Annotated in this window: 30 protein-coding genes and 1 pseudogene; 14 read left to right on the forward strand and 17 right to left on the reverse strand. The window is 64.1% G+C overall.

Features of this window, described 5'->3' with window-relative positions:
• Window positions 1-288 precede the first annotated feature (288 nt).
• The 16 genes from dnaG to K663_RS11775 form a co-directional block, all read right to left on the reverse strand.
• On the reverse strand, window positions 289-3576 hold the full coding sequence (gene dnaG / locus K663_RS11705) for a DNA primase (protein ID WP_158511173.1): 3288 nt from the start codon (window positions 3574-3576) through the stop codon (window positions 289-291).
• A gap of 72 nt (window positions 3577-3648) precedes the next feature.
• Window positions 3649-4098, reverse strand: coding sequence for a hypothetical protein (locus K663_RS11710; protein ID WP_062117674.1), 450 nt, complete (start codon window positions 4096-4098; stop codon window positions 3649-3651).
• Entirely contained in the window at window positions 4095-4694 is a 600-nt protein-coding gene (locus K663_RS11715) for an MT-A70 family methyltransferase (protein ID WP_062117676.1), read from the reverse strand. The genes K663_RS11710 and K663_RS11715 overlap by 4 nt, the downstream gene beginning before the upstream one ends.
• Window positions 4691-4897, reverse strand: a complete 207-nt coding sequence (locus K663_RS11720; protein ID WP_062117678.1) for a hypothetical protein — start codon at window positions 4895-4897, stop codon at window positions 4691-4693. The genes K663_RS11715 and K663_RS11720 overlap by 4 nt, the downstream gene beginning before the upstream one ends.
• Complete coding sequence (locus tag K663_RS11725) at window positions 4897-5214, reverse strand: hypothetical protein (RefSeq protein WP_062117680.1); 318 nt, start codon at window positions 5212-5214, stop codon at window positions 4897-4899. The genes K663_RS11720 and K663_RS11725 overlap by 1 nt, the downstream gene beginning before the upstream one ends.
• Window positions 5215-5216: 2 nt before the next feature.
• Window positions 5217-6431, reverse strand: coding sequence for a DNA polymerase III subunit beta (gene dnaN / locus K663_RS11730; RefSeq protein WP_083535889.1), 1215 nt, complete (start codon window positions 6429-6431; stop codon window positions 5217-5219).
• Window positions 6428-6715, reverse strand: a complete 288-nt coding sequence (locus K663_RS11735; protein WP_062117685.1) for a hypothetical protein — start codon at window positions 6713-6715, stop codon at window positions 6428-6430. The genes dnaN and K663_RS11735 overlap by 4 nt, the downstream gene beginning before the upstream one ends.
• Window positions 6712-7260 (reverse strand): hypothetical protein, encoded by a 549-nt coding sequence (locus tag K663_RS11740; protein ID WP_062117688.1) that lies wholly within the window; start codon window positions 7258-7260, stop codon window positions 6712-6714. Before K663_RS11740 ends, K663_RS11735 begins: the two co-directional genes overlap by 4 nt.
• Window positions 7257-8996 (reverse strand): DNA cytosine methyltransferase, encoded by a 1740-nt coding sequence (locus K663_RS11745; protein ID WP_235589436.1) that lies wholly within the window; start codon window positions 8994-8996, stop codon window positions 7257-7259. The genes K663_RS11740 and K663_RS11745 overlap by 4 nt, the downstream gene beginning before the upstream one ends.
• Window positions 8993-9295, reverse strand: a complete 303-nt coding sequence (locus tag K663_RS11750) for a hypothetical protein (RefSeq protein ID WP_062117691.1) — start codon at window positions 9293-9295, stop codon at window positions 8993-8995. Before K663_RS11750 ends, K663_RS11745 begins: the two co-directional genes overlap by 4 nt.
• Window positions 9292-9666, reverse strand: a complete 375-nt coding sequence (locus K663_RS11755; protein WP_062117694.1) for an acyl carrier protein — start codon at window positions 9664-9666, stop codon at window positions 9292-9294. Before K663_RS11755 ends, K663_RS11750 begins: the two co-directional genes overlap by 4 nt.
• The gene (locus tag K663_RS11760; protein WP_062117697.1) at window positions 9663-10073 is read right to left on the reverse strand and encodes a hypothetical protein; all 411 of its coding nucleotides are present in this window, start codon (window positions 10071-10073) and stop codon (window positions 9663-9665) included. The genes K663_RS11755 and K663_RS11760 overlap by 4 nt, the downstream gene beginning before the upstream one ends.
• Window positions 10070-10210: a hypothetical protein gene (locus K663_RS24340; protein ID WP_158511174.1), complete on the reverse strand. Its 141-nt coding sequence runs from the start codon at window positions 10208-10210 to the stop codon at window positions 10070-10072. The genes K663_RS11760 and K663_RS24340 overlap by 4 nt, the downstream gene beginning before the upstream one ends.
• A complete protein-coding gene (locus K663_RS11765) occupies window positions 10207-10488 on the reverse strand; it encodes a hypothetical protein (protein WP_062117700.1) in 282 nt (93 codons plus the stop codon). Before K663_RS11765 ends, K663_RS24340 begins: the two co-directional genes overlap by 4 nt.
• Window positions 10489-10490: 2 nt before the next feature.
• Entirely contained in the window at window positions 10491-10967 is a 477-nt protein-coding gene (locus tag K663_RS11770) for a phage regulatory CII family protein (RefSeq protein WP_062117703.1), read from the reverse strand.
• The gene (locus tag K663_RS11775) at window positions 10964-11317 is read right to left on the reverse strand and encodes a hypothetical protein (RefSeq protein ID WP_062117706.1); all 354 of its coding nucleotides are present in this window, start codon (window positions 11315-11317) and stop codon (window positions 10964-10966) included. Before K663_RS11775 ends, K663_RS11770 begins: the two co-directional genes overlap by 4 nt.
• Window positions 11318-11397: 80 nt before the next feature.
• On the opposite strand from K663_RS11775, the gene K663_RS11780 reads away from it, so the two are divergent.
• Window positions 11398-12195, forward strand: coding sequence for a S24 family peptidase (locus tag K663_RS11780; protein WP_158511175.1), 798 nt, complete (start codon window positions 11398-11400; stop codon window positions 12193-12195).
• Here the strand turns inward: K663_RS11780 and K663_RS11785 are convergent.
• Entirely contained in the window at window positions 12183-12713 is a 531-nt protein-coding gene (locus K663_RS11785) for a hypothetical protein (RefSeq protein WP_062117712.1), read from the reverse strand. The genes K663_RS11780 and K663_RS11785 overlap by 13 nt on opposite strands.
• Before the next feature lie 131 nt (window positions 12714-12844).
• On the opposite strand from K663_RS11785, the gene K663_RS11790 reads away from it, so the two are divergent.
• From K663_RS11790 to K663_RS11840, 13 genes and pseudogenes are all read left to right on the forward strand, one after another.
• Window positions 12845-13288: a hypothetical protein gene (locus K663_RS11790; protein WP_062117715.1), complete on the forward strand. Its 444-nt coding sequence runs from the start codon at window positions 12845-12847 to the stop codon at window positions 13286-13288.
• Window positions 13285-13461, forward strand: a complete 177-nt coding sequence (locus tag K663_RS24345; protein WP_158511176.1) for a hypothetical protein — start codon at window positions 13285-13287, stop codon at window positions 13459-13461. Before K663_RS11790 ends, K663_RS24345 begins: the two co-directional genes overlap by 4 nt.
• A 2-nt stretch (window positions 13462-13463) precedes the next feature.
• Window positions 13464-13760 (forward strand): hypothetical protein, encoded by a 297-nt coding sequence (locus K663_RS11795; protein ID WP_062117718.1) that lies wholly within the window; start codon window positions 13464-13466, stop codon window positions 13758-13760.
• Complete coding sequence (locus K663_RS24350; protein WP_158511177.1) at window positions 13757-13903, forward strand: hypothetical protein; 147 nt, start codon at window positions 13757-13759, stop codon at window positions 13901-13903. Before K663_RS11795 ends, K663_RS24350 begins: the two co-directional genes overlap by 4 nt.
• A gap of 40 nt (window positions 13904-13943) precedes the next feature.
• Window positions 13944-14318 (forward strand): DUF4326 domain-containing protein, encoded by a 375-nt coding sequence (locus K663_RS11800; protein ID WP_063619064.1) that lies wholly within the window; start codon window positions 13944-13946, stop codon window positions 14316-14318.
• Window positions 14311-14781, forward strand: a complete 471-nt coding sequence (locus K663_RS11805) for a hypothetical protein (protein ID WP_062117725.1) — start codon at window positions 14311-14313, stop codon at window positions 14779-14781. Before K663_RS11800 ends, K663_RS11805 begins: the two co-directional genes overlap by 8 nt.
• The gene (locus K663_RS11810) at window positions 14774-15193 is read left to right on the forward strand and encodes a hypothetical protein (protein ID WP_062117728.1); all 420 of its coding nucleotides are present in this window, start codon (window positions 14774-14776) and stop codon (window positions 15191-15193) included. The genes K663_RS11805 and K663_RS11810 overlap by 8 nt, the downstream gene beginning before the upstream one ends.
• On the forward strand, window positions 15186-16346 hold the full coding sequence (locus K663_RS11815) for a phage Gp37/Gp68 family protein (protein WP_062117731.1): 1161 nt from the start codon (window positions 15186-15188) through the stop codon (window positions 16344-16346). The genes K663_RS11810 and K663_RS11815 overlap by 8 nt, the downstream gene beginning before the upstream one ends.
• The gene (locus tag K663_RS11820; RefSeq protein ID WP_062117734.1) at window positions 16333-17538 is read left to right on the forward strand and encodes a phosphoadenosine phosphosulfate reductase domain-containing protein; all 1206 of its coding nucleotides are present in this window, start codon (window positions 16333-16335) and stop codon (window positions 17536-17538) included. The genes K663_RS11815 and K663_RS11820 overlap by 14 nt, the downstream gene beginning before the upstream one ends.
• A complete protein-coding gene (locus K663_RS11825; protein WP_062117737.1) occupies window positions 17535-17960 on the forward strand; it encodes a hypothetical protein in 426 nt (141 codons plus the stop codon). The genes K663_RS11820 and K663_RS11825 overlap by 4 nt, the downstream gene beginning before the upstream one ends.
• A complete protein-coding gene (locus K663_RS11830) occupies window positions 17957-18322 on the forward strand; it encodes a hypothetical protein (protein ID WP_062117740.1) in 366 nt (121 codons plus the stop codon). Before K663_RS11825 ends, K663_RS11830 begins: the two co-directional genes overlap by 4 nt.
• 123 nt (window positions 18323-18445) lie before the next feature.
• A complete protein-coding gene (locus tag K663_RS11835) occupies window positions 18446-20026 on the forward strand; it encodes a recombinase family protein (RefSeq protein WP_062120810.1) in 1581 nt (526 codons plus the stop codon).
• 7 nt (window positions 20027-20033) lie between these two features.
• A pseudogene (locus K663_RS11840) lies at window positions 20034-20771 on the forward strand (glycosyltransferase family 2 protein); the annotation flags it as partial.
• Window positions 20772-20777 lie beyond the last annotated feature (6 nt).

Consider the following 20777-nt stretch of genomic DNA (forward strand, 5'->3'; position numbering starts at 1 on the left):
TCCCTTCCAGTGGCGGAAGGGAGGAGGAAGCGACGAGCGCCCCACACTTCCACCGCCAAGCCTTTGTTCTTTCTCATTTCTTTCTACCTCAAATGATTATTTGGAAGGATTGGAAGGGTTGTTGATAATCTATGTTCATGCATGCCTGCGCGCACACGCACATGCGCGCCATAGAGTTTCGTCAAACCTTCCAATCCTTCCAAACCCGCACAAATCCGCCCTTTCTTCCTTCCGGCGATGCTTCCGCCACCCTTCCAAATGGAAGCATCGTGAACTGCTGCGCGCCCGCTAGAAGGGCACGTAATCGTCGTCGTCATCAGGTGGACCGACGCCGTCGCCATGATCGACTGGAGGCGCGTCGTCGGTCGGAGGCGGGCTGTCATCGCGGAACGTCACGACATTGCCGTGCTCATCCACGAAATCATGCTTCTGCTTGACCAGCTTCAGCCCCAACCATTGCATGCCGTTCGACTGTTTGTTGTCGAAGCCCCGGTCCTTCATGGCCTTGCTGAAGCCCTTCTGCTTCCATTCGACCTCGCCCGCCGCCTTGGCCCAGGCGCAGAAGACCTCATAGAGATGCGACGACTGGACGCGCGCGGCAGGATCCTCGACCGTGCACATACGCAGGAAGCTGGCCAGAGGGTCGCTGTCATCGCGATAGGCTTCGGACTGGCGCTTCACATCGTCCGGCTCGACAAAGCCGTTCTCCATCCAGTCGATCAGCCCCCGCACCATCCATGCGAGGATGCCGGGATATTCCTTCTTCAGCCGATCGGGCAGCCCCCGGTCGCGCTCGTGCGGCTCCAGGTGCGATTCCCACAGCAGCACCTTCACGCGCCGCCAGATGCCTTCGGTTCCCTGCGGAATGTCCGGCTTGGCGTTGCACCAGAGCGTCCATTTGAACGAGGGCGTGAACCGGAAGAAGGAACGGAAATTGTCGCGCGCCAGCATCGGGTCGCCGCCGGTAACACTGTTGATTAGCGCCTCGTTGATCTTCGCACCCTTTTCCGGCTCGCCAGAGGTGAGGAAGCGAACGCCGGGCAGGCGGACGATATCGGGCGTGGCCTGGTCGCCGCGCTTCTTCGGCCCGTCGTTCATGAACGTGTCGACATTGGTGATGTCGCCATAGTCGCCCGTGGCCTCACGCATCGCGTTGCCCACGGTCGACTTGCCGTTCGCGGCCGTCGGCCCCCACCAGATATGGAAGATTTGCTCCCCCATCTCGCCGGTAAGGTTATAACCGCCCCACTGGCGCAGATATCGGCGACGATCCTTGTTCGGCTGCGCCCAGCGGACCAGCTTCTGCCATTCGGGCGCTTCCGCCCCCGGATCATAGTCGCACGCCGTAATCTTCGTCAGCAGGTCGGCGCGATCATGCGGACGCAGCTCGACGCGATCCGGGCCTTCATCATCAGCGCGCAGGAAATGCAGCGTGCCATTCTGGCAGTTGAGCACCATCGGGTTGGTATCGAACGATGTCAGCTCGACCGTCAGCCAGCGCTTCACCAGATTGGGAATGCAGCTCAGCCGCCCCGACGCTTCCGAGGCACGGCCCCAGCGGCCGATCAGGTCGGACAGCATGACCGTCTGCCCCTTTTTGACATCGACGACCATGTCAAGGCCATGCTCGGGCTGGCCCTGATCGACCCAGATATTCCATTGCACCAGGTCGAACTTGCTCGCGCTGTCATCCAGTTCGTCGAGGATATCTGGACGCCGCACGCCGCTGTCGCGAATGACCGCCGCCTCGCGCTGGATGGCGCGGATGGTCTCGAACACACCCGCCTGCACTTCAGACGGCGTGACATCCTTTTCCTGGTTGAGCACCTGGTAGCGGCGCTGATCCCAGCCCAGCCAGCCCTTGGCCGTGGTGTAGAGATAGTCGCGCCCGAAGCGCGCGTGGAAGCGCTCGGCATTGCCAAGGTCGGTTCGCTCGAACCCGGCGCACTGGAAATCCAGCAGCGTTGGCCCCGGATCGAAGCCGCGCTGCTCACCAGCGGCAAATGCGCGCACGACATCATCACCGCTGTCGGTGCTGCTGACCTCCTCCGCCTGCGCCAGTGCATCGACGAGCCGGTCGATTTCCGGCTGCGCCTCCTCGACGGTGAGCAGCCCATAATCGACGCGCCGCCCAAGCTCCCATGCCCAGCGGCAGATCGCCTTGGCTGTGATGGGGCAATGCTCGGCGCTCCGCCGCAGCCACAGCTGGCTCAGTCGTTTCAGCCGCGCCCCCACCTCCCCCGGCAATGTAGAGAAGGCCGCCACACTTCCATTCGGAAGCATCTCTTCTTCAGATAACCCCGGGGGCGGCGGGGGAAAGGCAGCGGCGTAGCGGGCATCCCATTCGACGCGATACTGTGCGCGGGTTTCCTCATCCTGGATGCCGGCGGCGAGACGGCCGAGGCGGCGACGCAGCGCGCTGCGCCCCTCAGGCGTCGAGGTATCGGCGGCGGCCAGCTCCACCTGCCAGAGGAAATCGAACATGGGCTGGGCAGCATCGAGCACCGCCTCGATCGCCGCGCGACCGCCTTCCCGCTCCAGATCGTCGGGATCCTTGCCCTCGGGCAGCAGCGCGACCGACAGCATCCTGCCCGGCCCGACCATCGGCAAGGCGCGCTCGCATGCCTTGACCGCCGCCTTGCGCCCCGCGCCGTCTCCGTCGAACAGCAGCACCGGATGATGGTGGATGCGCCAGGCGCGCTCCAGCTGCGCTTCGGTAAGTGCGGTGCCCATCGGCGCGACGCATTCGACGATTTCAGCGCGCTCCATCGCGATCACGTCGAAATAGCCTTCGACGATCGCCAGCCTGCGGGCCACGCGCGCGGCCGGCGCGGCGCGGTGATGATTGAACAGCAGCCGGCCCTTGTCGAAAGTCTCGCTGTCGGGGCTGTTGATATATTTGGGTTCGGGCGTCTCCCCCTCGCGGTTCGGCAGCGCGCGCGCGCCGAAGCCGACGACCCGGCCGCGCGCATCGTGAATCGGCACCATCAGCCGACCACGGAAATAATCGCGGCGAAGGCCAGCAGCGGTGTCGTACTGCTCGACCGTCAGGCCCATACGCAACAGTTCTTCCGGATGGGCCCCGCACCCTGTGACCGAGTTGCGCCAGGACGACAGGCCAAGGCCGAACGCCTCCATCTGGGCCAGCGTGACACCTCGATCGATCAGCCATTGCTTGATCGCGGGCGTGCGCCCGAGCTGCTGCGCATACCAGTTTGCAGCCTTCCCCAGAACATCGCTGTTCGCTTCGCGCGCCAGGACACGCGCGCGATCGGCGGTTGAACGCTCGGGCATTTCCAGCCCGGCCTTCTCTGCCAGCTCCCGCACCGCGTCGATGAAATCGAGCCCGCGATGGTCGGTCAGCCAGCGGATGGCATCGCCATGCGCGCCGCAACCGAAGCAATGATAGAAGCCCTTGTCATCGTTGATGGTGAAGCTGGGCGTCTTCTCATTGTGGAACGGGCAGCACGCCTTGTGCTCGCGCCCCGCCTTTTCGACTTTGATCGACCCGCCGATCAGCGCGGACAGCGTCGTCCGATCGCGCAGCTGGTCAAGGAATTGAGGCGATAAAGACACGAACACCCACCCCGAAAATCAGGCAACTCAAACAAATTTTTCGAAAGTCGCGGCCGTCAGGCCGACGGCCCCCTATTCCCCTTCATGCCCAATGAGCATGCCCGCGACGTCGGCGCGGTCCCCCGTCAGATACATCCAATAGTGGCCTTCAACCGCCGCCACGATCTCTTCGGGCTTCAACAAGAAAGCCGCCGCAACTTCTCCGACGGTACAGTCACGGCCTCCACGGTCCTGAAGGCCGGTCCACACTTGCACCGCATCATCGAGATCGGATGCCACCCCTCCGATGGCGTCTTCGGCCAGATGGATAGGAAGGTTGAATACGGTCGAAATTACATCAGCCGCCAACGAGGCTCCCGCTGGCTGCGCCATTGCCCAGCGCGCCACAGCCCCGCGCACCAGCTCTCGGCCGGGCATGTAGCTGCCATCGCTATCGTCATCATCTTCCGGCTCATGAATGTTCCAGCTGTATGGATCGGCGCCCCAATGCGTGACCCACGGCTTCTTCATCTCTTCTGTCATGCCGCCTCCCCGAATTTTTCTGTCTGATTGCCCCATGATGACCAGCCCGGCCGCGTTGTGCGGGCGAACAGTTCCAGCCTTGGCCCGCCGACCAGCGCTTCGATCCGGGCATATTGATCATCCGGCTTCCGGCTGTGCTCGCGGCGTCGATCGACGATCACCTGGCGCACGCCCTTCGACAGGCGCTCGGGCTTGCCGCGCGTGAAGAGCAGGCAGATTTCCGCCTGCTTGCGCGTCCAATATCCCATCGACATCAGCGGATCCGGCAGGTCGCCGGTGAAGAGATCAAACTGCGCCTCATACATGCCGGTCTTCAGCCAGATGAAGGCGACCGTCTTCAGATCGAAACCCCAGGCGCGGCCCAGCTCGATCGCCGCATCGACATGGCTGTCGACGATCCACATGAACAGGGCTGCATCCTTCGCCGCGTGGTCGCCCACCGGCAGCGCCATGATGTCGGTCAGCTCCATCGTGCGGTAGTGATCCTCCGCCGAACGGTGCGGCGTCATGTTCTCGCCGGAAAAGGTGCGGAACGCCCAGGGCGGATCCGCGAGCAGGCATCCAAAGTGACCAAGTGGCAAAGCGCCTAAGCTCATGCTTCACCCCCTGGGCCGACGATCGCGCCAATCTCAGCCATAATACGCGTTGCCCGCGCTATGTCCCGGCACCGCGCGCCCGCACTGGTGCAGTCCATGGCGATGCGCGCCAGCTCCTGGACCTTGCGCGCACGGCGATACAGCTCGCTGGCAGGCAGCAAGGCAGGACCGTCAGCGGGGTCAAAGGAACCGGCGACGCCCATCAGCTGCGCGCCTGCGCTTCGATCAGGTCCGCTGTTCGGACGAGGTTTTCCGCCAGCTGGCGCAGCAGCGGAACGGACATCGCGTGATGTACCGATTGCGTTCCGATGCGCAGCGCGATCAGCGCATGGGTGAGCCTGTCATCCTTTCCGGTCGCGCAATACATGACCTCTTCCGCCGGGATGCTCATCACGCGCGCATCGCCGTTGTGGAAGGGGATGAATTCGATCGAGGAGGGCAGCACATCGACGCCTTCTTCGATCTTCGACCAGTCGATTACGAAGTCGCCGAGCCGATCCTTGGCTTTCTTGAACACCATCGTCAGACCCTCATCGGCATAAGGACGTAGAAGGACGTGGCCTGCTCATCCTGCCGCCACAGCGTCGGTCCGGCGGGATCGGTCATCAGCACTTCGGCAGGGCCACCCGCCAGATGGTCGAGCACCGCCAGCAGATAGCTGCCGTTGAAGCCGATCGTCAGCTCACCGCCCTCGTGCGCGACGGCCAGCTCTTCGGTGCCGCGTCCATTTTCGGGGCTGACCGATTCCAGTTGCAGCAGTTCTCCGCCGAAGACGGCCTTCACCAGCCGCGTCTTTTCGGTCGTGACGACGATCACGCGGTCGACCGCTTCGCGCAGGATGGACGGCGTGAACTCGCACCGCTTGTCGGTGCCGATGGGGATCACCCGGGTATAATCGGGATATTGGCCGTCGATCAGCTTGGTCGTCAGCGTCACCGTGCCGAAGTCGAAGCGGGCCTTCTTGCCATCGGTTGCGAACTCGACCTCCGGCGACACGCCGTCATCGCCGGGCTTCAGGTCGTCGAGCAGCTTGGCGACAAGGCCGACCGCCTTGCGGCCGAGGATGATGGACGTCAGTCCCTCGCCACCGTCGGGCATGTCGGTGCGGAACACCGCCAGGCGATGTCCGTCAGTCGCGGCCGCGCCCAGCAGTCCAGCGGGGGTCTGATGCAGATAGATGCCGTTGAGGTAATAGCGCGCTTCCTCGCTCGCCATGGCGAAGCCGACGCGATCGATCATCTGCGTCCACACCGAGGCGGGACATTCAAACTCGTGCAGCCATTCGGGCGCGGTGAGGATCGGAAAATCGGCGACGGGCAGTGTCGGCAGGCGGAACCGGGCCCGGCCCGCGCTGACGACCAGCTGGTTGCCGTCGAGCACCATCGTGGCCAGCGCCTCCGCCGGCAGCTTCTTGGCGATGTCCTCCAGCAGCTTCGCGCCCACGGTTACGGAAATGCCCCGCGCCTTCTGCGCTTCGACCGTGGTTTCGATCATGAGGTCGAGGTCGGTGCCGGTCAGGAACAGGCGGCGCCCGTCGCAGGTGATCAACACATTGCTGAGGACGGGAATGGTGTTGCGGCTCTCGATCGCGCCGGACACGGCCTTCATCGCCGCGCGAAGCTGCTTCACCCCCACTTCGATGATCGGCGGATTGACGGGCGACTTACCCTTTCCGGCCGAGCCCTGTTCGTCACCCTCTGCCGGCGGCTCCGCCGTCGTGCTGGCTTTCGCCATCATTCTGTCTCCTGCTTGATGCCCAGCCCTTCCTCGAACCGATCGAGGAACTCGGTCATGGGACGCGTGAATTTCAGGCGGGACATGGCGTTGAGGCAGTAGACCGCCACCAGCTCATTGCCGCTTTCGGTGTGGGCCAGCGCCAGCAGCTGATAGGAATCGCCGCTGGCACGATGGACGAAATTTTTGCCGACGAGGCGGCGGTGCTCATTATGCTCGGCGAGCAGCCGCTCAATCGACTTGCGTGGGTCAGCCTTGGCCGCCGCAGGTTTCCGGCGCGTGTTCATGCTGCCGATTCCTCCTGATCGAGCCGCTCCACCCAAAGGCCCGCTTCGATCAGGCGGCGCATCGCCTGCACCGGCCTCTCGCCCGCAGCGGCGGCGCTGTCGCACAGCCGCGCCCACAGCTCGCCCCATTGGGAGCGCGCCAGTTGCACCGCCGCTACCTGGTCGTCGCTGAGCGCAGTGTGCTGAAGCTGGCCACCGAACGACAGGCCGGTGACAGTCGCATCGACCATCCCGCCGCGCGCTCCGTTCGCGCCGATGGTCCGCGCTGCCTTGCGGTTCGCGCCCATGGCCTTCGCTTCGGCCTTTACCGATTCGGCGACAGCCGTGACGGCTTGGGCGTCAACCCGCGGATCCTGCTCCAGCATGGAGGGCGACAGCTCGAAACCGGCGAAGGCCACCTTGCCGCTGTTCCGCAGCGCGCGCAGGGCATCCTGGAAGGACGCCTTGTCGAGGCCGCTTGCCACGCGCAGCTTGGATGCGGTCCAACCGCCCACCGGCGGATGCCCTCGCAGGGTGGCGACGATGCGCGCCTGGGCCGCGTTCATGCCGCGATCCTTGTCGTTGCATCATCGTCATTGGCGAAGTCGACCGAGGCCAGCGCCCGCGCCATGACCGGGCTGACACTGTTGCCGCACATGCGGACCTGCGCTGTCTTCGTCAGTGGACGGCCGTTGACCTCCAGCTCGATGATGTAATCAGCGGGGAAGCCCTGGGCGAGGAACAACTCGCGCGGGCTGAGCATCCGCATACCGATATCGACGATCGCATATTCCTCTCCCGCGATCGTCACCGTGACGAGGCCAAAGCGATCCTTCGTCGTCACCGCGCCCAGCGGCGCGTCAAGGCCATGGCCGTCATGCTCATTGCCATAATATTTGACGAGGAAGGCGCGAACCTCGGCATGATGCAGGCCCCCCGCACTGACCGTATGAAGCGGCGTGTCGGTGGGCTGGCCGTCCTTCGACGTGCCCCGCAGCTTGACGATATGGCTCGCCACCAGCTGCTGTTGCGTGCCGCGATGGGTGATGGTTGAAAGCGGCGCGGCTGCATCGCGGCCGACGACCCCGCCATTGTGCTGCGCCATGAAGGCCGCGACCAGATATTGATGCGCGCCACCAGCGGTGACGGTGTGGGTCGGCTCATCGGCGGCGGTATGGGGTTTACCACTGTTTCGCATCGTCATAACGTGCGGAACGATCAGCGCGCTATCACCCGACACCGTGACGGTGGGATATGGCTCGTCAATGCCGTGCGTGCCACGGCCCCGCCGTTTCCCGTTTCGATCTACGTCGCCATGGGCCGTGCGTGCGAAATAGGGTGCAACCACGGCGAACTCCCCGCCCTTCGCGGTCGTGATGGTGCGCAGCGGCTCGTCACCGGCATAGGCACGACCCGCCGCCCAGCTGCTGTTGCAGACCGGCACGATGAACGGATGCGGCGCGTTGATGACGTAGCGCATGATCCCCGCAGCAATCCGGCGGCAGGTGGCATCCTTCAGCGGTCGTGCCCGTTCGAAGATCGACGGGCAGGGAATAGACCAATCTATAATCTCGGCGGCCGTACGCCATGGCAGCAACTTTCCGCTGACGACCGCCGGGCTGCCGGGCTTCCCATGCGTGGGCTTGGGCCAGCTGATCTTGCGCCCGTCACAGCGCGCCTTCAGGAACAGGCGCTTGCGGGAGGTCGGCGCGCCATAGTCGCAGGCCCGCAATTCCTTCCATTGCACGCGGTATCCGGCGCGACGCAGCTTCGCGACCCACTGGTTGAACGTCTTGCCTTTGCGCGCCGGACAGGGACGGCCGTCATCGCCGAGCGGTCCCCAGGTGCGGAACTCCTCGACATTCTCCAGCCAGATGATCGCCGGGCGCAGGGCTGGGCCGAGCCGGTCGATCCAGTGATGCACGACCCAGGCGAGGTCGCGGATGTTCTTCTCGACAGGCTTGCCGCCCTTGGCCTTGCTGAAATGCTTGCAGTCCGGCGAGAACCACGCGCCCCGCACCGGATGCGCCCGCACCACGCCGTCATCATCGGCCCAGGTCACGGCCTCCAGCGGGTCGACGCTCCAGACGCTCTGGCAATGGTGACGGGTGCGCGGATGATTGGCTGCGTGCATCGCCACCGCTTCGGGATCATGATTGATGGCGACGTGAACCTCGATCCCGGCCTGCTCCAGACCGGTCGAGGCGCCGCCCCCGCCGGCGAAATTGTCGACGTTGATGCCGACGGACCAGTCACGCTCCAGCGGCGCGCGCGCATCGTCGAGGAGGCTGACCGTCTTCACTGCGCCAGCCTTTCCACGACCTCAGGTTCCGGCGCGCACGCCCCGACCCCAATTGCTAACCGGGCAGTGACAATGTCGATCATCCGAAACGCGACGATAGGGTCGCCGAAAAGGGTCATCTGCTGAAGGACGGCGTCCGCCGCGGCGTCGGTCAGCACCAGTCGACCGGACTCCGCTGGCAGTTCATGCTCGCTCGGATTCCAGTTGTCGACGATGTGCGAGCAGCCATAGTGGCGGGCGAACGCCTGCCTGTGTAGCGTCTTCCCGGTGCGCGTCGGCCCATGGATGATCGTGATCATGCGGCTTTACCTCCGGCAAAAGATTGGCAGGGCAGCGATTCCGTCAAACCGAAAGGGTCGGCGGGAGCCGGTGCGACCCGAAGGACAGCTCCCGCCGTGCCGGGTGGGGTGAACAAGGCCCCGGCAGAAACATGATTCGTGACCGCCGCGACAACATCGCCGACGGTCGTCAGCGCCAGCAGCGCATCCTCCCCCAGCCTCAGCCCGAACCGGTCTTCCAGTTCGAGGTCCAGGCTCATGAGGTCGATATGATCGAGGCCGAGGTCGCGCATGAGGCGCTTCGCCGGGTCGCGCACGTCCGCTGCGTCCAGATGAACGGGACGGATATGGAGGAGGAGAGCAGCGACCTGTTCCCTGATCGCCCCCGTCATGCGCGGTCTCCGGTCAGCTGCCGGGCCAGCGCCCTGTCCGCGAGCGCGCCGCCGATCGCCGCTACAAGAGCTTCAGCATCCCGTTCGGACAGAGCAGCGACGCCATCGGGCGTCACGACCAGCACTTCGCGGGACGCGGGGCGATAGACCGCGATAACACAGGTGGAGAATTTCCACTGCTGCTGCCGGGGCAGCTGCGCCGTTGCGCGAAACATCTCCATCCGGCCAGCCCTGACACATGCCGTGCAGAAGAGCGCGAGCCCCTCACCGACGTCGAAAAGGACGTCCCATCCATGAGGGAGCGACGACGCCGGGACGCCCTGATGCAGCGCATCGCATGTGCAGCACTGCACCGTGTCGTCAGACACCTGCCGATCGGCGGCGATCGGATAGCCCTCGCCGCTCATGGACGCCGCCGCGCGATTGTGATGTCGAGAGTCCAACGGCCCCATGTGATGATGAGCGCCCAGCCATGGAAGTCATCGCATTCACTGAGGCCGGGGACGATCGCCCCCAGGAGGCCGAAACGGGGAAGCCAGCTCATGCCTTCACCTGCCGGCTGCTGCGCTGGGCGATATAATCGCGCGTGAAGCGGGGCGGATGCGCCTTGCCCTGAAACAGGTGGACGTAGCCCTGCTCCGCGAGCTTCTTCAGCTCGTCATTGACCTCTTCGCTCGCGACATGGGAGGCATGCTCGCCATGGCCATAGAGCAGCCGGGCACCGGACTGAGCCGCAAGCACCCATTCAAGCAGTTCTTCGCGATTGAGCTGGCGCCTTGCGGCGCCGCGTTTCGCACCCTGGTCTACCCCACCCCCGTGCATGCCTATCCCCCCTGTGCTTCCAGCGCGGCCACCAATTCGGCGGCCGCATCCTGCAATTCACGCGCCTCCTGCAGCGCTTCCCTGCGGGCATTGCGATCAAGCGCACATCCAGTGATGGCGGCCTTCATCGCGGTCATGACCCCGGCGGCCTCGCCCACCACATCGGCCAGATGCTCGCTGAGCGAGCGACCCTCGCCCTTCTCGCCGCCCTCAGGCACCAGCAGGAAACCGGCCTGCCGGGCGAGCGCACGGGTGATGCGGGGATGGCCGGGCTTGCCGACGGTCAGCTGCTCCAGCTCCGCGACCAGGTCGATCGGCATGAATTCGTCCCGGTTTGACGAGCAGTAATGGGAGATGCGGGACTGCGATCGGCCGAGCATCTTGGCGACCTTGTCCATCCCCTGCACGTCGTCGACGGCCGCACGGGTTTCCTTCTTCAGGTAGAGCTGGTCGGTGGAGAGGGTGACGCCGTTCGTCATGCGGCAGCCCCAAGGTCGGAGTCGCTCATGCACTCATCCGCCTTATGAGATGACGCCGCCGCCAGCGCGCTGGCAATATCAGCACCATGGGGCATGATCTCGACAATGCGCTTCGCAGCCTTGGGCATGCGTTCGTCCGGCCAGTTTGCTGGCTCGCTCAGCCATGCGGTGACACGAGCGTAATTGCGCACGGTGATGTCGCGCCCTTCCCGCACGCGGGCGAAGAACTGGCTGCTGGAAATGACCCGCTCAGCTAACACGGTTAGCGGCTTACCCGCCTTCGCCGACCAGATTTCGGCTAACGCCAACATCGGATCGATGAGAACAGAGGATGGATTGTCTTGGTCCACAGCAAACGACTTCCTCACTTCGGAAGCCGTTACATATGACGGTTTCTGCGTCACAGTCAACCGGCACGGATGACGATAGCATGACGGCCCGCAAATCCGCCATAAATGCCGGTATGTCCGACACCCTCAACGACCGCATCAAAGAACGCCTGGAGCTGATTAAGCGATCGGCTTCCAATGTATCAAAGGCCGCGACGGGCAACGAGGACGCGATTCGCCGTATCTATCGAGGCCACATGCCCAGCGGCGAACGGATGGAGATGATCGCGCGCGAACTCGGCACCACCGTTGCATGGCTGCTGGGCAAGGATGATCAGCCGGCGAAACCAGAGTTGTCGCTCCCCCAGCCTTATGACTTCCCAACCTTCAGCGAGGCGGAGCGAGCTATTCCCGAAATGGCAACCTTCGATAAATTAAAGCTGGGCAAGGATGTCCCCGTTCTTGGAACAGCCATGGGGAGCGATATGCACTTCGACGAAGACGGGCTCAGTAAGATCGTCGAGATGACGGAAATCGACGAAAACGATGTGATCGATTATGTGCGCAGGCCCGCAGGGGTGGCGGGCCGCAAGGATATCTACGCGATCTATCACACCGGCATTTCGATGCAGCCGCGCTTCTTCCCAGGCTGGTTATCGTTTGTGGAGACTCGTCGCGAGCCGAGCATCGGTGACGCAGTGATCGTCCAGGTGGCCCGGCCAGAGGGCGACGAGGGCGACGGCAGGATATACAGCGTGCTCGTAAAGACGCTGCTGAAACGGACCCAGGAATATATCGAGCTGGAGCAATACAACCCGCCGATAGTGTTCCGTCTGCCCGCAAAGTCCGTTCACCGGATGCACCGGATCATGGAAAATAACGACCTCTACGGTCTCTGATCGGAAGCGACATCCAGACCGGACACGTCGAAGGAGAATTGCGGCGTTCCCTCCCGGAACACCGTCACCTCCACCACGAGTCGGCGGGCACTGATAAGCTCGCGAGCGAATTCTTCGCCGTCTACAATCCGTAGGCGGTTGGGCGAGAAGTCTTCCATCAGCCCCAGACGGAAGCGCCTCGCCGGACGCTCGTCAAACCGAACAAGAGCGCTGCACGGAATAGACGGCGAGCAGACTAGCTGGCCTTTCGTCAGCTCGATAATCGCACCCTGCCCGCCCGCGGCGTTGCGGGCCAGCCAGAGGCGCAACTTCGACCCGCCCTGATATGGCCAGGCAAAGTCGTGACCGTTTTCCGACTCCACCACCATGGCCAGGCTTTCGCCGCCACGAATCGGATCCGGCTGCTTCAGCACATGCCATTTGCCGGGGCCCCGTTGGATTTGCACATCCCGCGCGCCCGACACGGGCACCTGCGTTGATGCCGAAGCCAGCAGCATGAGCAGCGCCACAGATTTCATTCAGAATTCCCCCGGTCCAGTGGCCTCATCATACCCCTCGCAGCCCAGACGCGATATCCCGTTACGCGTGCCGCTTGACCCGTCACATATGACGGTGTAGCTAACCCGTCATATGTGACGGAGATTGCACCATGCTTCAGACGCCCACCGAATTCCCGCACGTCGGCAGCTATGCCGTCTTTCGCAACACCAAGGTCCGCATTCAGCGGATCAATCCAAACGGCACGCGCCTGGTGACGGGCATTACCGATCGCCGCAAACAGGTGACCGCGACCGTGGCGCTGGATCAGCTCACCGCTTATGCCGCACCCGAAGACGCGATCGAGCTATGGTCCTCGGCGCGGATCGCATCGGTCCACAGCGACGCTTTCACGACGCGGGACGATGCCTGGGCCGATTTCTTCGCCTGGCACCGGAATGTCTATCAGCGCGAGCCCGCCATCGACAAAGCCGTCTTTGCCCGACGCCTGAGCGATAGCGGCTTCCGCATGGAACGCCGTCGCCCGCTTTACGCCAAGGGCATCCGCAACGGCTTCGGCTTCGCGCTTCTCGACGCCGCCGAGATGGCAGCATGAGCGCCGCGGTTCCCGCTGCCGCCGTCATGATCTTCGCGATCGCGTGGTTCGCCCTCTCGATCATCGTCGGCATGTTCTTCGAATATCGAGATCGGATCGCCGCCGCTCTCACGATGGAGCCGATGCCGGGCGACCAGCGATATCGCGCGGGGCAGCCGGTGGAACGGCGGTGATCATGGCCCAGGACAGACCGAACCAGCGCGGAATGACCGTGGTGACGAAGGAAGGATCATGGACCCTTCTGCCGCCGGGCCCCGGCCGCTGCACAGAGTGCGGCACCGTGCACGAGCCTGAGCTGCCGCATAATGCGCAAAGCCTCTATTATCAGGCCGCCTTCCACATGCAGCATGGCCGGACTGCGACCTGGCTGGATGCGATGGAGCATTGCTCCGACGCGATGAAGGCGCTCTGGACCGAAAAGCTCGAAGAGCTGGGCGTCAAGGTCAGGGGCGGCGGGGTCAATCCTTCATGAGCCGCGCCGCCGCCTTCTTCGCCGTACTGGTCGCCATAGGCGTGCTGTTGCTGCTCAGCGCGATCGACTTCGGAAAGCTCCCTTTCACCCCAGGTCGCCGCCCCGACTGTGGCGAGCCATCCGTCGAGGCTCATCATGGATAAGCCCGCTCGAATCCAGCTGTCGCGCGCCAAGGGGTGGCGCATGCCCGACAACACGGTGAAGGTCGATCGCTCGACCAAGTGGGGCAATCCGTTCAACTTCAAGTCGTCGGCTCACTGCTGGACGGCGCTGTCATATGGCGAACGCGGCGACCCCGCCGGGCGGCACGCGGCGAGCGTGAAGGCTTTCCGCGAATGGATTGAGGGTGGCAAGTTCATGCTGCTCACCGGCGTCGGCCTCTATGCCGTCCACAAAGGCAGGAAGAAGCCCGTCGCTGTTTCACCCGATGTTGCGGCTCCTAAAGCTCCATCGCTCGAACAGATACGCACCGAACTGCGGGGGAAGAACCTCGCCTGCTGGTGCCGACCGGGCGAGCCCTGCCACGCCGATGTATTGCTGGAGATCGCCAATGGCTAAGGTCAGCAATGAGGCGCGCAGCGCGGCTGCCGACATTCTGGAAGCAATCGGACTGACTGCCACCGCCGCATGTGTGCGCGAGGGCAACAGTGACAGCGACCCGACAGTGCAGGAGGTCGCGCGCTTCGAAGCAGCGACGATCGAGAGGGTCGCCAATCCCTCACCACCGAGCGCGCCGAACGATTTTCGGACCATCGCTGCTCGACTGGTTAAGTGGGACAAAGACTATCCGGTCAATTGCTGGAACGGCTATGCGGGCCTGAAAGAGCTGGATGCGATCATAGCCGATGCGTCAGCCGCCCTCTCCATCGGCGCTCAAGAGCGAAGGGAGCGGAAATGCGCGCTATCACCAAATGGCAAGCATCAGGTCGACACTTCCATGGAAAGCGGTCCTAACAACTGCTTCCATTGCGAACAACCGATGAACGGCCGGGGCGGCAATAGGGAGGACGCCCATGTCTGACCTCCTCCAGCTGGCCGACCGCGTCGAGCGCGGTGTGATCAAGGCGCTGTCGATCAAGCAGCCCTACCCCCACCACATTTTTCACGACGGCAAGGATGTCGAGAACCGCAGTTGGGGCACCAGGGGCCGAGGCTGGTTCATCATCCATGCCGGCGTGTCGAAGAGCGAACTGGACATGCAGGATCCGAAAGAGGCGGCTATACCACGCGGCGGCGTGGTCGGCATGGCCCGCATCGTCGATTGCGTGACCGAGATGGATTCGCGCTGGTTCTTCGGTCCCTATGGCTTCGTGCTGCACGACGCCTTCCCGCTGCCGCTCATCCCCTGCCGGGGTCAGCTGGGATTCTTCTGCCTCGACGCGGACACGCAGAGAGCGGTGGCACAGCAGATTCGGGAGCGCGCCAATGGCTGACGGCACCAAGATCGAATGGACCGACGCGACGGTGAACGGCATCAACGGCTGCTCCGTCCTGTCGCCGGGCTGCACCAACTGCTACGCGATGCGGCTTGCCGGAACCCGGCTGAAGCATCACCCCTCCCGCGCGGGCCTGACCATCGACAGCAAGGCTGGGCCGGTCTGGAACGGCGAGGTCCGGTTGAACGAGGACAAGCTGCTCCAGCCGCTCCGCTGGGCCAAGCCGCGCCGTATCTTCTGGAACGCGCACGGCGACATGTTCCACCCGGCCGTGCCCGATGCGTGGATCGACCGCTGCTTTGCCGTCATGGCGCTGACGCCGCAGCACATCCACCAGGTGCTGACGAAGCGATCCGATCGGATGCGGGCATACATGGAGCGCGCATGCGGACGTATCGCCGATAGGATCATCGCCATGCGGCGCCATCGGGGGGAGCGCGTAATTGTCGCGCCGCTGGAGCATGTCCAGCCGGGCGCTGCTTGGTGGGCGCTTCCGAATGTCTGGCTAGGCGTTTCGGTCGAGGACCACGCCCGCGCCCTGACGCGAATTCCCGATCTGCTCGCAACCCCGGCAGCAGTGCGCTGGCTGTCATGTGAACCCCTGCTCGGCCCTATCTATCTGACCGACATTGCCGACGGCGGGTCGACGGTGCTGGATCCTGAATGCTGGGGGGACTGCAATTGCAGCGGGCTGTTCGGTCATGATCCGGGCTGTCGCCGTAATGGCGGTGATGGCACACTTACCCGCAAAATCGATTGGGTGGTGGCCGGCGGTGAGAGCGGGCCGGACGCCCGCCCAATGCACCCGATGTGGGTACGCACCCTGCGCGACGACTGCGACAAGGCGGGCGTCCCGTTCTTCTTCAAGCAATGGGGCAGCTGGGCGCCGGTCTGTGCGATGAGCGAGGAGCTGATCGACGGCTGCTATCATCCCGCGCCGGTCCGCCACCCGGACGCCTCGCGCCGCTGCAAGGTCCAGTCCCACATTCTCCATGATGACGGGTCGCAGCATCACTTCCTGGAGGATGGCGCGTTTCTGCACGGCACCGGCGCCATGCAGATGATGGCCGTCGGCAAGCGCAAGGCCGGTCGCCTGCTCGACGGCGTCCAGCACGACGGGATGCCGGAGGTTGCCCATGGCAGCCATTGACAACCTGTTCGCCGCTGGCGCGCGCATGGTATCCGAGGAGGCGATCGAACTGACGCTTCAATCCCTCCGCGCCTATTGGGACAAGCACGAGCATGTCGCCATCGCGTGGTCGGGAGGCAAGGACAGCACTGCAACCCTGACGCTGCTCGTTCACCTGATCGAAGCGGGCGAGTTGCCGCGACCGGCGAAGCTCTATGTCTTCTATGCTGACACCCGACAGGAGCTTCCGCCCATACAAATCGCGGCCGAGCAGGTCATTGCGCTGCTGCGCCTGCGCCACTGGATCGAGGTCATCGTCGTTTGCGCGCCACTAGATAAGCGGTTCATGGTCTATATCCTTGGCCGGGGCGTGCCGCCGCCTAACAACAACACCCTCCGTTGGTGCACCCGGCAGATCAAGGTCGAGCCGATGGCCGAGGCGCTGGGCGCTGCAATCGCCGCGCTACCCGGCACAGCACTGATGATTACCGGCGTGCGCCAGGGCGAGAGCGCGGCGCGCGACGGGCGGATTGAGATGTCCTGCTCGAAGGACGGCGCCGAATGCGGGCAGGGCTGGTATCAGCAGGCACTGCCTGAGAGCAAAGGCGTGCGCGGCCGTATCGCGACGCTTGCGCCGATCCTGCACTGGCGCGTCTGCATCGTCTGGGACTGGCTGAAGGTCTATGCGCCGCAGCCTGAATTCGGGGGCTGGCCAGTTCGCATCCTTGCCGATGCCTATGGCGGTGATGATGCCGAGGAGATCAACGCCCGCACTGGCTGTATCGGCTGTCCGCTTGCGGTGAAAGACACGGCGCTCGACTACCTCGTCGGCACCGAGGCATGGGCACACCTGGCCGCACTGAAGGAGTTGAAGCCCCTCTATCGGTGGATGCGCCAGCCGGCCCAGCGCCTGCGCAAGGCCGGGGCCGAGACGCTTAAAAACGGCAGCTTGGCGAAGAACCCTCAGCGCATGGGGCCGCTGACGCTGGAGGCGCGTGTGGATGCGCTGGCGAGGATCCTCGACATCCAAAGCCGGGCGCAGGTCGACCTGATCAATGCCGAGGAAGAGGCCCGCATCCGCGAGCTGATCGGCGCGCGCACATTCCCGGAGAAGTGGGACGGCAGCGAGCCGAACGCTTCGGTCTGGCTCGACCGTGTCAACGGCGACGGCTCGGTCGAGCCGATCCTCTTCCGCGACATGGTGGGACAATGAGCTGCCACCTCCTCAGCGAACCTTTGCCGCCGACCACCCTTCAGCACGCGGCCGAGCAGGAACGAGCCCGCCGCGCCGCCGCGTCGAAGGCGTCGGTCGAGGCGGGCAAGGTGTCGGTCGAGAAGGCGGACTATGACGACGCCATCTGGTCGAACATCGTCCACTTCTTCCGCCGCTGGTCGGGCGACACCCGCGAGCCGCAGGGCTGGTCCGAGGCCCAGCGCGAGATCATGTCGAAGAGTGCGCGCGCCACCTATAAGCGCATGCTGGAGGTGCTGGACGGCAGCACTAGGCAGGAGGACTTCGACAAGCTGAAGGGCCTGCGCGATATCTGGTACGCTCTCGAATTCACGCTGCTCTACTGCAAAGTCTATCCCCAGCCGCGCCCCCACTGCATCCCGGGCAGGACGGCGGCAGCATGACTCCCGCCTGCCTCCGCATCCTCATCGCGGCACGCCTCGCCGAGAAGCAGCGCGTGCTGATCGGCTCGCGCAATGGCCTGACGAAGCCGTGCCGTCTGTGGACCGGAGCGCAGTCGAAGGGCGGCAAGCGGCCGAGCAGCGGCCCCTATGGCTCGATCTGGATCCCCGGCTTCAACGCCGTGCGCGTCCATGTCGCGGTCGCATGGGTCACGGGCATCATCCCCACGCCTCGCGTGCCCGACGGCATGAACCTCGACCACCGCTGCGAGCGGACGCTCTGCATCGAGGAAAGTCATTACGAGCTGATCCCGGCCGAGACGAACCGAGCGCTGCGCTGGAGCCGCAGGAGGAAGGCAGCATGAGCCTTGATCCAAAGATGCGGGAATTCGTAAAGGCGCTTGCGCGCGCCCAGGTTGCAAGAGACATTGCCGCCCTTCGCGCCGCCCAGAATCCACACGGGCGAAGCGGCCAGCCAGGAGACGCCGGTGCGGACGGTCATCTACGCACGCTTCAGCAGCGATAATCAAAATCCGCGCTCGACCGCGGATCAGATCGCTCTGTGCCGCCAGCGCGCGGAGCAGGAAGGCTGGCACGTCGTCGCCACGTTCGAGGATGCCGCAACTTCCGGCGCAGCCGGCATCGATGCGCACCAGCGCCCAGGACTGCACGCCATGATGCAGATGGTCGAGGCTGGCGGCATCGACCAGGTGCTCGCCGAATCAACCGACCGCATCTCCCGCCACATCGCCGACGCCCACATGATCCGCGAACGGATCGAATTCGTCGGCGCGCGGCTCTTCACGCTCTTCGACGGCACCGTCACGCCCATGATCGGCCTGGTCAAAGGCTTCATGGACGCACAGTTTCGCACCGACCTCGCCAAGCGCGTGCGGCGCGGCCAGCTGGGCACGCTCAAGCAAGGCCGCATCCCGGGCAGCATCGCCTACGGCTATCGTCACGCCAACCGGCTCGACGAAAAAGGGCAGCTGGTGCGCGGGCTCCGCGAGATCGACACTGAGAAGGCCGACATCGTCCGCCGCATATTCGCCGAATATGCCGCTGGCCGCAGCCCCCGCCAGATTGCAGCTAGGTTGACCGCAGACGGCGTGCCGGCGCCACAGGGCGCGCTTTGGCACGAGACCGCGATCAGTGGCGACCTGAAGCACAAGCGGGGCATCCTTCGCAACGAGACCTATATCGGCGTCGTCACCTACGGTCGCAGCAGCCAAGTCGTTAATCCGCAGACTAGGCAGAGGCTAATGCGTCCCAACCCTGAGGAAGCGGTAGAGCGTCAGGCCTTCCCGCATCTCCGGATCATCGACGATCATCTCTGGCAGCAGGTCCAGGAACGCCTCGCGTCGAACCAGGGCGTCCGCCCTGAGCGTAAGCGCCGGCCCAAGCATGTCCTATCGGGCCTGGGCTTCTGCGGCGTTTGTGGCGCGGCATGGGTTAAAGCGAGCGGCGACTTCTGGCGATGCAGCAACTATCGCTACCGCCTCGGATGCTCGAACAATCATATGACGAACACGCGCCTATATGAGCGTGGTGTGCTCGCGGACCTGAAGGCGGGCCTGCTTTCCCCTGACGCCATCACCGAATATGTGCGCGAATATCACCGCGACTTCGCCCGCCAGTCAGCCGAGCTGGGCCGCGATCGGGCCAAGATCGAGCGCAAGCTACAGGAAGCAGAGCGCAAGATGGAGCGCATGCTGAAGGCGTTTAGCGAGGGCGGCAGTGAATTCGCCGAAATCCGAACGATGCTCGCGGCCGCGCGAGATGAAAAGGAACGACTCACCCGCGAACTCGCCAGCTTGGACGCCATGCCCAACGTGCTATCGCTCCACCCGCATATCGAGCAGGCCTATCGTAATCAGGTCGAAGAGCTGGAAAAGGCCCTTGCCGAGCCAGAAGCCGAGCTGGAGGCTGTCCCACGCCTTCGCGCTATGATCGCGCGCGTGATCGTCCATCCTGACACCGAACGGAAGCGCGGCGTTAAGGTCGAGGTGGTGCGACAGATGGACGAGATTCTGTCCATGGCCAAAGGGCAGCAAGCTCAATTACGCTAACGCCCAATTAGCGGAGAGTCACGGGAAGTATCTGACGATCCGGGAAGCCATGGGCGCATCGGTGCCCTCTGCCGGTGTCGCCTGCGCATTCGAACGGCTCACGCTCGATCGCTTGGTCAATCCAGCCAATGGCGGGCCTTTCGACCCCGAATCCCTGACCGAAGATTATGAAGTCGGTCTGCGGATCAAGAATATGGGAGGCCGCGGTGTATTCGTACGCATGCGGGACAGAGCGGGCGATCTGGTCGCAACACGCGAATATTTCCCGGACAGCCTTGATGGCGCGGTCCGGCAAAAGGCGCGGTGGATGGTCGGCATTTCCCTTGCGGGATGGGATCGCATGGGCTGGCAAGGCGGTCCTGCAGAATGGTGGATGCGCATCCGTGATCGCCGCGCCGCTATCGCCGCCTTCGTCCTCTTGGCCGCCTATCTCTCGTTCATCCTGTGGGGCGCGCTTCTGCTCGCGAGCTGGTTCGGCCTTGAAGCCGCCCCTCAACCCTCGCCCTTGATCGAGATGCTGCTCTGGCTGAACTTCGCATTCATGGCGTGGCGGATTGCGATGCGCGCCATTTTCGTGGGGCGAAGCTATGGGTGGCTATATGGGCTCGGCGCGATACCCCGCGCGATCCTCGCCAACCTGATCGCCATGCTTGCCGCCCGGCGCGCCGTCTTCCTCTATCTTGATTCCCTGTTCGGCAAGCCACTCGCCTGGGACAAGACGCAACATCGCTTCCCCAAGCTTTAGAGAACA

It is taken from the genome of Sphingobium sp. MI1205 (assembly GCF_001563285.1).
GTDB lineage: Bacteria > Pseudomonadota > Alphaproteobacteria > Sphingomonadales > Sphingomonadaceae > Sphingobium.

Excerpts from the sequence above, each read along its gene's own strand:
- K663_RS11710 (WP_062117674.1), bottom strand. The coding sequence starts at position 4,098 with ATGACAGAAGAGATGAAGAAGCCGTGGGTCACGCATTGGGGCGCCGAT.
- K663_RS11715 (WP_062117676.1), bottom strand. The coding sequence starts at position 4,694 with ATGAGCTTAGGCGCTTTGCCACTTGGTCACTTTGGATGCCTGCTCGCG.
- K663_RS11720 (WP_062117678.1), bottom strand. The coding sequence starts at position 4,897 with ATGGGCGTCGCCGGTTCCTTTGACCCCGCTGACGGTCCTGCCTTGCTG.
- K663_RS11725 (WP_062117680.1), bottom strand. The coding sequence starts at position 5,214 with ATGGTGTTCAAGAAAGCCAAGGATCGGCTCGGCGACTTCGTAATCGAC.
- dnaN (WP_083535889.1), bottom strand. The coding sequence starts at position 6,431 with ATGATGGCGAAAGCCAGCACGACGGCGGAGCCGCCGGCAGAGGGTGAC.
- K663_RS11735 (WP_062117685.1), bottom strand. The coding sequence starts at position 6,715 with ATGAACACGCGCCGGAAACCTGCGGCGGCCAAGGCTGACCCACGCAAG.
- K663_RS11740 (WP_062117688.1), bottom strand. The coding sequence starts at position 7,260 with ATGAACGCGGCCCAGGCGCGCATCGTCGCCACCCTGCGAGGGCATCCG.
- K663_RS11750 (WP_062117691.1), bottom strand. The coding sequence starts at position 9,295 with ATGATCACGATCATCCATGGGCCGACGCGCACCGGGAAGACGCTACAC.
- K663_RS11755 (WP_062117694.1), bottom strand. The coding sequence starts at position 9,666 with ATGACGGGGGCGATCAGGGAACAGGTCGCTGCTCTCCTCCTCCATATC.
- K663_RS11760 (WP_062117697.1), bottom strand. The coding sequence starts at position 10,073 with ATGAGCGGCGAGGGCTATCCGATCGCCGCCGATCGGCAGGTGTCTGAC.
- K663_RS24340 (WP_158511174.1), bottom strand. The coding sequence starts at position 10,210 with ATGAGCTGGCTTCCCCGTTTCGGCCTCCTGGGGGCGATCGTCCCCGGC.
- K663_RS11765 (WP_062117700.1), bottom strand. The coding sequence starts at position 10,488 with ATGCACGGGGGTGGGGTAGACCAGGGTGCGAAACGCGGCGCCGCAAGG.
- K663_RS11770 (WP_062117703.1), bottom strand. The coding sequence starts at position 10,967 with ATGACGAACGGCGTCACCCTCTCCACCGACCAGCTCTACCTGAAGAAG.
- K663_RS11780 (WP_158511175.1), top strand. The coding sequence starts at position 11,398 with ATGACGGCCCGCAAATCCGCCATAAATGCCGGTATGTCCGACACCCTC.
- K663_RS11785 (WP_062117712.1), bottom strand. The coding sequence starts at position 12,713 with ATGAAATCTGTGGCGCTGCTCATGCTGCTGGCTTCGGCATCAACGCAG.
- K663_RS11790 (WP_062117715.1), top strand. The coding sequence starts at position 12,845 with ATGCTTCAGACGCCCACCGAATTCCCGCACGTCGGCAGCTATGCCGTC.
- K663_RS24345 (WP_158511176.1), top strand. The coding sequence starts at position 13,285 with ATGAGCGCCGCGGTTCCCGCTGCCGCCGTCATGATCTTCGCGATCGCG.
- K663_RS11795 (WP_062117718.1), top strand. The coding sequence starts at position 13,464 with ATGGCCCAGGACAGACCGAACCAGCGCGGAATGACCGTGGTGACGAAG.
- K663_RS24350 (WP_158511177.1), top strand. The coding sequence starts at position 13,757 with ATGAGCCGCGCCGCCGCCTTCTTCGCCGTACTGGTCGCCATAGGCGTG.
- K663_RS11800 (WP_063619064.1), top strand. The coding sequence starts at position 13,944 with ATGCCCGACAACACGGTGAAGGTCGATCGCTCGACCAAGTGGGGCAAT.
- K663_RS11805 (WP_062117725.1), top strand. The coding sequence starts at position 14,311 with ATGGCTAAGGTCAGCAATGAGGCGCGCAGCGCGGCTGCCGACATTCTG.
- K663_RS11810 (WP_062117728.1), top strand. The coding sequence starts at position 14,774 with ATGTCTGACCTCCTCCAGCTGGCCGACCGCGTCGAGCGCGGTGTGATC.
- K663_RS11815 (WP_062117731.1), top strand. The coding sequence starts at position 15,186 with ATGGCTGACGGCACCAAGATCGAATGGACCGACGCGACGGTGAACGGC.
- K663_RS11820 (WP_062117734.1), top strand. The coding sequence starts at position 16,333 with ATGGCAGCCATTGACAACCTGTTCGCCGCTGGCGCGCGCATGGTATCC.
- K663_RS11825 (WP_062117737.1), top strand. The coding sequence starts at position 17,535 with ATGAGCTGCCACCTCCTCAGCGAACCTTTGCCGCCGACCACCCTTCAG.
- K663_RS11830 (WP_062117740.1), top strand. The coding sequence starts at position 17,957 with ATGACTCCCGCCTGCCTCCGCATCCTCATCGCGGCACGCCTCGCCGAG.